Source organism: Acidovorax sp. CF316 (genome assembly GCF_000276605.1).
Classification (GTDB): Bacteria; Pseudomonadota; Gammaproteobacteria; order Burkholderiales; family Burkholderiaceae_C; genus Acidovorax.
Window position 1 is genome coordinate 1 of sequence record NZ_AKJX01000050.1, and the last position, 6205, is coordinate 6205.

The 6205-nt window shown below is 64.7% G+C and carries 5 protein-coding genes; all 5 read left to right on the top strand.

Annotated elements, in window-relative coordinates; all coding sequences use genetic code 11:
- Positions 1 to 1986, top strand: a 1986-nt coding sequence (gene infB / locus PMI14_RS05720) for a translation initiation factor IF-2 (protein WP_007851036.1), incomplete at its 5' end; no start/stop codon positions are given.
- A gap of 3 nt (positions 1987 to 1989) precedes the next feature.
- The gene (rbfA, locus tag PMI14_RS05725; RefSeq protein WP_007851039.1) at positions 1990 to 2364 is read left to right on the top strand and encodes a 30S ribosome-binding factor RbfA; all 375 of its coding nucleotides are present in this window, start codon (positions 1990 to 1992) and stop codon (positions 2362 to 2364) included.
- Positions 2365 to 2367: 3 nt separating this feature from the next.
- The gene (gene truB, locus PMI14_RS05730) at positions 2368 to 3360 is read left to right on the top strand and encodes a tRNA pseudouridine(55) synthase TruB (RefSeq protein ID WP_007851041.1); all 993 of its coding nucleotides are present in this window, start codon (positions 2368 to 2370) and stop codon (positions 3358 to 3360) included.
- Positions 3357 to 5180, top strand: coding sequence for a translational GTPase TypA (gene typA / locus PMI14_RS05735; RefSeq protein WP_007851042.1), 1824 nt, complete (start codon positions 3357 to 3359; stop codon positions 5178 to 5180). The genes truB and typA overlap by 4 nt, the downstream gene beginning before the upstream one ends.
- 114 nt (positions 5181 to 5294) lie before the next feature.
- Positions 5295 to 6176 (top strand): DMT family transporter, encoded by an 882-nt coding sequence (locus PMI14_RS05740; RefSeq protein ID WP_007851044.1) that lies wholly within the window; start codon positions 5295 to 5297, stop codon positions 6174 to 6176.
- Positions 6177 to 6205 lie beyond the last annotated feature (29 nt).

The window sequence follows — 6205 nt, forward strand, 5'->3', positions numbered from 1 at the left end:
CCGGCTCCGGCAGCAGCGCCTGGCGCCGCCGCCGGCAAGGAAGTGAAGTCGGCCAAACTGTCCTCCAGCTGGGCGGGCGACACGGCCAAGAAGAAGGAAATCAAGACCCGCGGCGACAGCAGCGGGGGCGTGGGGCGCAACAACTGGCGCGGAGGCCCGCGTGGCCGCCGTGGCAATGACCGCGACCACCGCGACGACCACCACCAGCAGTCCGCTCCGGTGGAGGCGCGCATCATCGAAGTGCACGTGCCCGAAACCATCACGGTGGCCGAGCTGGCGCACAAGATGTCGATCAAGGCCAACGAGGTCATCAAGGCGCTGATGAAGATGGGCCAGATGGTCACCATCAACCAGCCGCTGGACCAGGACACCGCCATGATCATGGTGGAAGAAATGGGCCACAAGGCCGTGGTGGCGGCGCTGGACGATCCGGAAGCCTTCACCGACGACGACAGCGCCCAGAAGGATGTCGAGTTGCTGCCGCGGGCACCCGTGGTCACCGTCATGGGCCATGTGGACCATGGCAAGACCTCGCTGCTCGACTACATCCGCCGTGCCAAGGTCGCCTCGGGCGAAGCCGGTGGCATCACCCAGCACATCGGTGCCTATCACGTGGAAACGCCACGCGGCATGATCTCGTTCCTGGACACCCCTGGCCACGAGGCGTTCACCGCCATGCGTGCCCGTGGTGCACAGGCCACCGACATCGTGATCCTGGTGGTGGCTGCCGACGACGGCGTCATGCCCCAGACCAAGGAAGCCATCAAGCACGCCAAGGCGGCGGGTGTTCCCATCGTGGTGGCGGTCAACAAGATCGACAAGCCCGATGCCAACGCCGACCGCGTCAAGCAGGAACTGGTGGTCGAGTCGGTCGTGCCTGAAGAGTACGGCGGCGAGTCGCCCTTCGTCTCGGTGTCGGCCAAGACCGGCCAGGGCATCGACGACCTGCTCGAGCAGGTGCTGCTGCAGGCCGAAGTGCTGGAACTGAAGGCGCCGGTCGATTCGCTGGCCAAGGGCCTGGTGATCGAAGCCCAGCTGGACAAGGGCCGCGGCCCTGTGGCCACGGTGCTGGTGCAGTCCGGTACGCTCAAGGTCGGCGACGTGGTGCTGGCAGGCCAGACCTATGGCCGCGTGCGCGCCATGCTGGACGAAAACGGCCGCGTGGCCAAGACGGCAGGTCCGTCGATTCCGGTGGAAATCCAGGGTCTGACCGAAGTGCCCCAGGCCGGCGACGAATTCATGGTGCTCACGGACGAACGCCGTGCCCGCGAAATCGCCACCTACCGCGCAGGCAAGTTCCGCAATACCAAGCTGGCCAAGCAGCAGGCTGCGAAGCTCGAGAACATGTTTGCCGACATGACGGCAGGCGAAGTGAAGATGCTGCCCATCATCGTCAAGTCCGACGTGCAGGGTTCGCAGGAAGCGCTGTCGCAGTCGCTGCTCAAGCTCTCGACCGACGAGGTCAAGGTGCAGCTGGTGTACGCCGCAGTGGGCGCCATCAGCGAGTCGGACATCAACCTGGCGATCGCCTCCAAGGCCATCGTGATCGGCTTCAACGTGCGTGCCGATGCCGGTGCGCGCAAGCTGGCCGAGAGCAATGGTGTTGACCTGCACTACTACAGCATCATTTACGACGCTGTGGACGAGTTGCGCGTGGCCATGTCGGGCATGCTGGCTCCCGAGCAGCGCGAAGAGATCATCGGTACGGCCGAGATCCGCACGGTGTTCGTGGCGACCAAGATCGGTACCATTGCCGGTTCGTACATCACCTCGGGCATGGTCCATCGCAATGCACGCTTCCGCCTGCTGCGCGACAACGTGGTGGTCTACACGGGCGAAGTCGACTCGGTCAAGCGCCTCAAGGACGACGTCAAGGAAGTCAAGGAAGGCTTCGAGTGCGGTATCAAGCTCAAGAACTACAACGACATCAAGGAAGGCGATCAACTCGAGTTCTTTGATATCAAGGAAATCGCGCGGACGCTGTAATCGATGGCTGCGAAGAAGAAGTCCTCCACCCCGAACCGCGCCTTCAAGGTCGCCGATCAGATCCAGCGCGATCTGACGGAGCTGATCGCGCGCGAGTTGAAAGACCCGCGCGTGGGCATGGTGACGCTGCAGGGTGTGGAGGTGACTCCCGACTACGCACACGCCAAGGTGTTCTTCAGCCTGCTGGTGGGCGACCCTGTGGAAACGCAGGCGGCGCTCAACCAGGCGGCTGGATTCCTGCGCAATGGCCTGTTCAAGCGCCTGCACATCCACACGGTGCCCACGCTGCACTTCGTCTACGACCGCACCTCCGAGCGGGCGGCCGATATGAACGCCTTGATCGCCAAGGCCGTTTCTTCGCGCGCGAAAGAGGAGTAGCCCATGCACGCGCCTCGCACCAGGGTGCAGCGGCGCCCTGTGCACGGGGTGTTGCTGCTGGACAAACCGCTCGGCCTGTCGAGCAACGACGCCTTGCAGAAGGCGAAATGGCTGCTGCGCGCCGAAAAGGCGGGCCATACCGGCACGCTCGATCCGCTGGCCACCGGCGTGCTGCCGCTGTGCTTTGGTGCTGCCACCAAGTTCAGCCAGCTGCAGCTCGAAGCCCCCAAGACCTACGAAGCCGTGGCCCTGCTGGGCGTGACCACCACCACCGGCGATGCCGAGGGCGATGTGATCGAACGCCGCCCCGTGGTGCTGGCCGAACTCACGCCCGAGCGCCTGGCCGCCGTGCAGCAGCAGTTCACCGGCCCCATCAAGCAGGTGCCGCCCATGCACAGCGCCCTCAAGAAGGACGGCAAGGCACTGTACGAATACGCGCGCGCCGGCATCGAGGTGGAGCGGCCGGCACGCGACGTGGTGATCCATTCGCTTTCCCTCACACTGCTGGCGGACAATCCGGATGTCATCGCCCTTAAAATGGTGGTGCAGTGCAGCAAGGGCACCTATATCCGCACCCTGGGTGAGGACGTGGGGGCTGCGCTGGGCTTCGGCGCGCACCTGACGTTTTTGCGCCGCATCGATACCGGTGGTATCGGCGTGGAGCGCTGCGTCACGCTGGCGCAGCTCGAAGCCATGGAAGAGGGGGCGCGGCTCGAACAGCTGGAGCCGCCCGAATCCCTGCTGGCGCAGCACGTGCGTGTCACGCTGGACAGCGAGAATGCTGCTCGTTTCCTGTCGGGCGTGCGCCGCCGTGGTACCTGGCCCGATGCCGGGGCCGTGGCAGTGTTTGGCGACAATCCCCCGGCACTGCTGGGGGTGGGCCACATCGTGGGCGGGGAGCTGGTGCCCGACAGGCTCCTGAGTCCGCTGGAAATTCAACAAATTTTGGAAGGTACGCCGCACCTGCAAGCCAGCGGCACATTGGAAAAACTATGACTAAACAGATCCGCAACATCGCCATCATCGCCCACGTTGACCATGGCAAGACCACCATGGTGGACCAATTGCTGCGCCAGTCCGGCACTTTCGCTGACCACGAAAAGGTGGTTGACACGGTGATGGACAACAACGCGATCGAAAAAGAGCGTGGCATCACGATCCTGGCCAAGAACTGCGCCGTGAGCTGGGAAGGCACGCACATCAACATCGTGGACACCCCCGGTCACGCGGACTTCGGCGGTGAAGTGGAGCGCGCCCTGTCCATGGTGGACAGCGTGGTGTTGCTGATCGACGCGCAAGAGGGCCCCATGCCCCAGACGCGCTTCGTGACCAAGAAGGCCCTGGCCCTGGGCCTGCGCCCCATCCTGGTCGTGAACAAGGTGGACAAGCCCGGTGCCAACCCCGACAAGGTGGTGAACGCCGCTTTCGACCTGTTCGACAAGCTGGGTGCCACCGACGAGCAGCTCGACTTCCCCGTGGTCTACGCCTCGGGCATCAACGGCTGGTCGTCGCTCGAAGAAGGCGCGCCTGGCGAGCAGTGGGGCCCCGACATGTCAGCCCTGTTCAACACCATCCTCAAGCACGTTCCCCCGAACTCGGGCGACCCGGCTGCTCCGCTGCAGCTGCAGATCTCGGCGCTGGATTTCTCCACCTTCGTGGGCCGCATCGGCGTGGGCCGCATCAGCCAGGGCACCATCAAGCCCATGATGGACGTGGTCGTCATGGAAGGCCCCGATGGCAAGGCCGTCAAGGGCCGCGTCAACCAGGTGCTGACCTTCCAGGGCCTCGATCGCATGCAGACGCCGCTGGCCGGCCCGGGCGACATCGTGCTGATCAACGGCATCGAAGACATCGGCATCGGCGTGACCATCACCGACCCTGCCAACCCCTCGCCGCTGCCCATGCTCAAGGTGGACGAGCCCACGCTGACCATGAACTTCTGCGTGAACACCTCGCCACTGGCAGGCCGTGAAGGCAAGTTCGTGACCAGCCGCCAGATCTGGGACCGCCTGCAAAAGGAACTGCAGCACAACGTGGCCCTGCGCGTGAAGGAAACCGACGAAGAAGGTATCTTCGAAGTCATGGGCCGCGGCGAACTGCACCTGACCATCCTGCTGGAAAACATGCGCCGCGAAGGCTATGAACTGGCCGTGTCCAAGCCCCGCGTCGTGTTCAAGGACGTGAACGGCGAAAAGCACGAGCCTATCGAGCTGGTGACGGCCGACATCGAAGAAGGCCACCAGGGCGGCGTGATGCAGGCCCTGGGCGAGCGCAAGGGCGAGCTGGTGAACATGGAGCCGGACGGCCGTGGCCGCGTGCGCCTGGAGTACCGCATCCCTGCGCGTGGCCTGATCGGCTTCACCAACGAATTCCTGAACCTGACGCGTGGCTCGGGCCTGATCAGCAACATCTTCGACAGCTATGAGCCGCACAAGGGCGACATCGGCGGCCGCAAGAACGGCGTGCTGATCTCCATGGACGACGGTGAAATCTTCACCTACGCCCTGGGCAAGCTCGACGACCGTGGCCGCATGTTCGTGAAGGCCAACGATCCCGTGTACGAAGGCATGATCGTCGGCATCCACAGCCGCGACAACGACCTGGTGGTGAACGCCACGCGTACCAAGCAGCTGACCAACTTCCGCGTGTCCGGCAAGGAAGACGCGATCAAGATCACGCCGCCCATCGACGCCACGCTCGAATACGCGGTGGAGTTCATCGAGGACGACGAACTGGTCGAGATCACGCCCAAGTCGATTCGCATCCGCAAGCGCCACCTGACCGAGAACGAGCGCAAGCGCGCAGGCCGTTCCTGAGCTGCCTGAGTCGCTGATGGCATGAGGGGGGCCGTGCGCCCCCGCCTGCCGCCTGAAGGGCCACTGCTGTTACGCTGTGGCCCTTTTTGCCATGTTGATGCCCCCGTATCCCCGATGCCCTTGCTGAAGCTCACGCATTCCCGTGCCGTGGCCCTGATGGTGGTGGTGACCCTGATGTGGTCCATCGCCGGCGTCGTCACGCGCCACCTGGAGGCGGCACGCAGCTTCGAGGTCACCTTCTGGCGCAGCCTGTTCACGCTGGCGGCATTGCTGGTGATACTGCCTGCGCTGCAGGGGCGGGCGGTGTTCGCATCCATGCGCAAAAGCGGCGTGGCGCTGTGGATCGCCGGCCTGTGCTGGGCTGTGATGTTCACCGCCTTCATGGTGGCCATCCTGCTCATGCCCGTGGCCAACGTGCTGGTCACCATGGCCGTGGCGCCGCTGCTCACGGCGTTGCTGGCGCGCATCTTCATCGGCCACCACATCGCGCCCCGCACCTGGGTGGCCATTGGCGTGGCCGGCCTGGGCATTGCCTGGATGTACGGCGCGCAGATGGCGGGGCTGCCCCTGGTGGGCACGCTGGTCGCGTTGTGCGTGCCGATTGCCGGTGCCGTGAACTGGACGGTGGTGCAGCATTCCCAGCGCCACGGGCACCAGGTGGACCTGGTGCCTGCCGTGCTGGTGGGCGCAGTGCTTTCGGTCGTGGCCACGCTGCCGCTGGCCTTGCCGTTCGAGGCCTCGGCGCATGACCTGGGGCTGCTGGCCCTGCTGGGCGTGGTGCAGCTGGCCATCCCCTGCGTGCTGGCAGTGCGTTGCGGCCAGGTGCTCAAGGCACCCGAGATCGCGCTGCTGAGCCTGCTGGAAGTGATCTTTGGTATTTTGCTGGCGTGGCTGGGTGCGGGCGAGGAGCCCGGGGCCGCCGTGCTGGCGGGTGGCGCGCTGGTGATCGGCGCACTGGTTTTCAATGAACTATTGGCTTGGAAGGAACAACAATGACGGAGACGACAACGAATACGGCAGCAGCC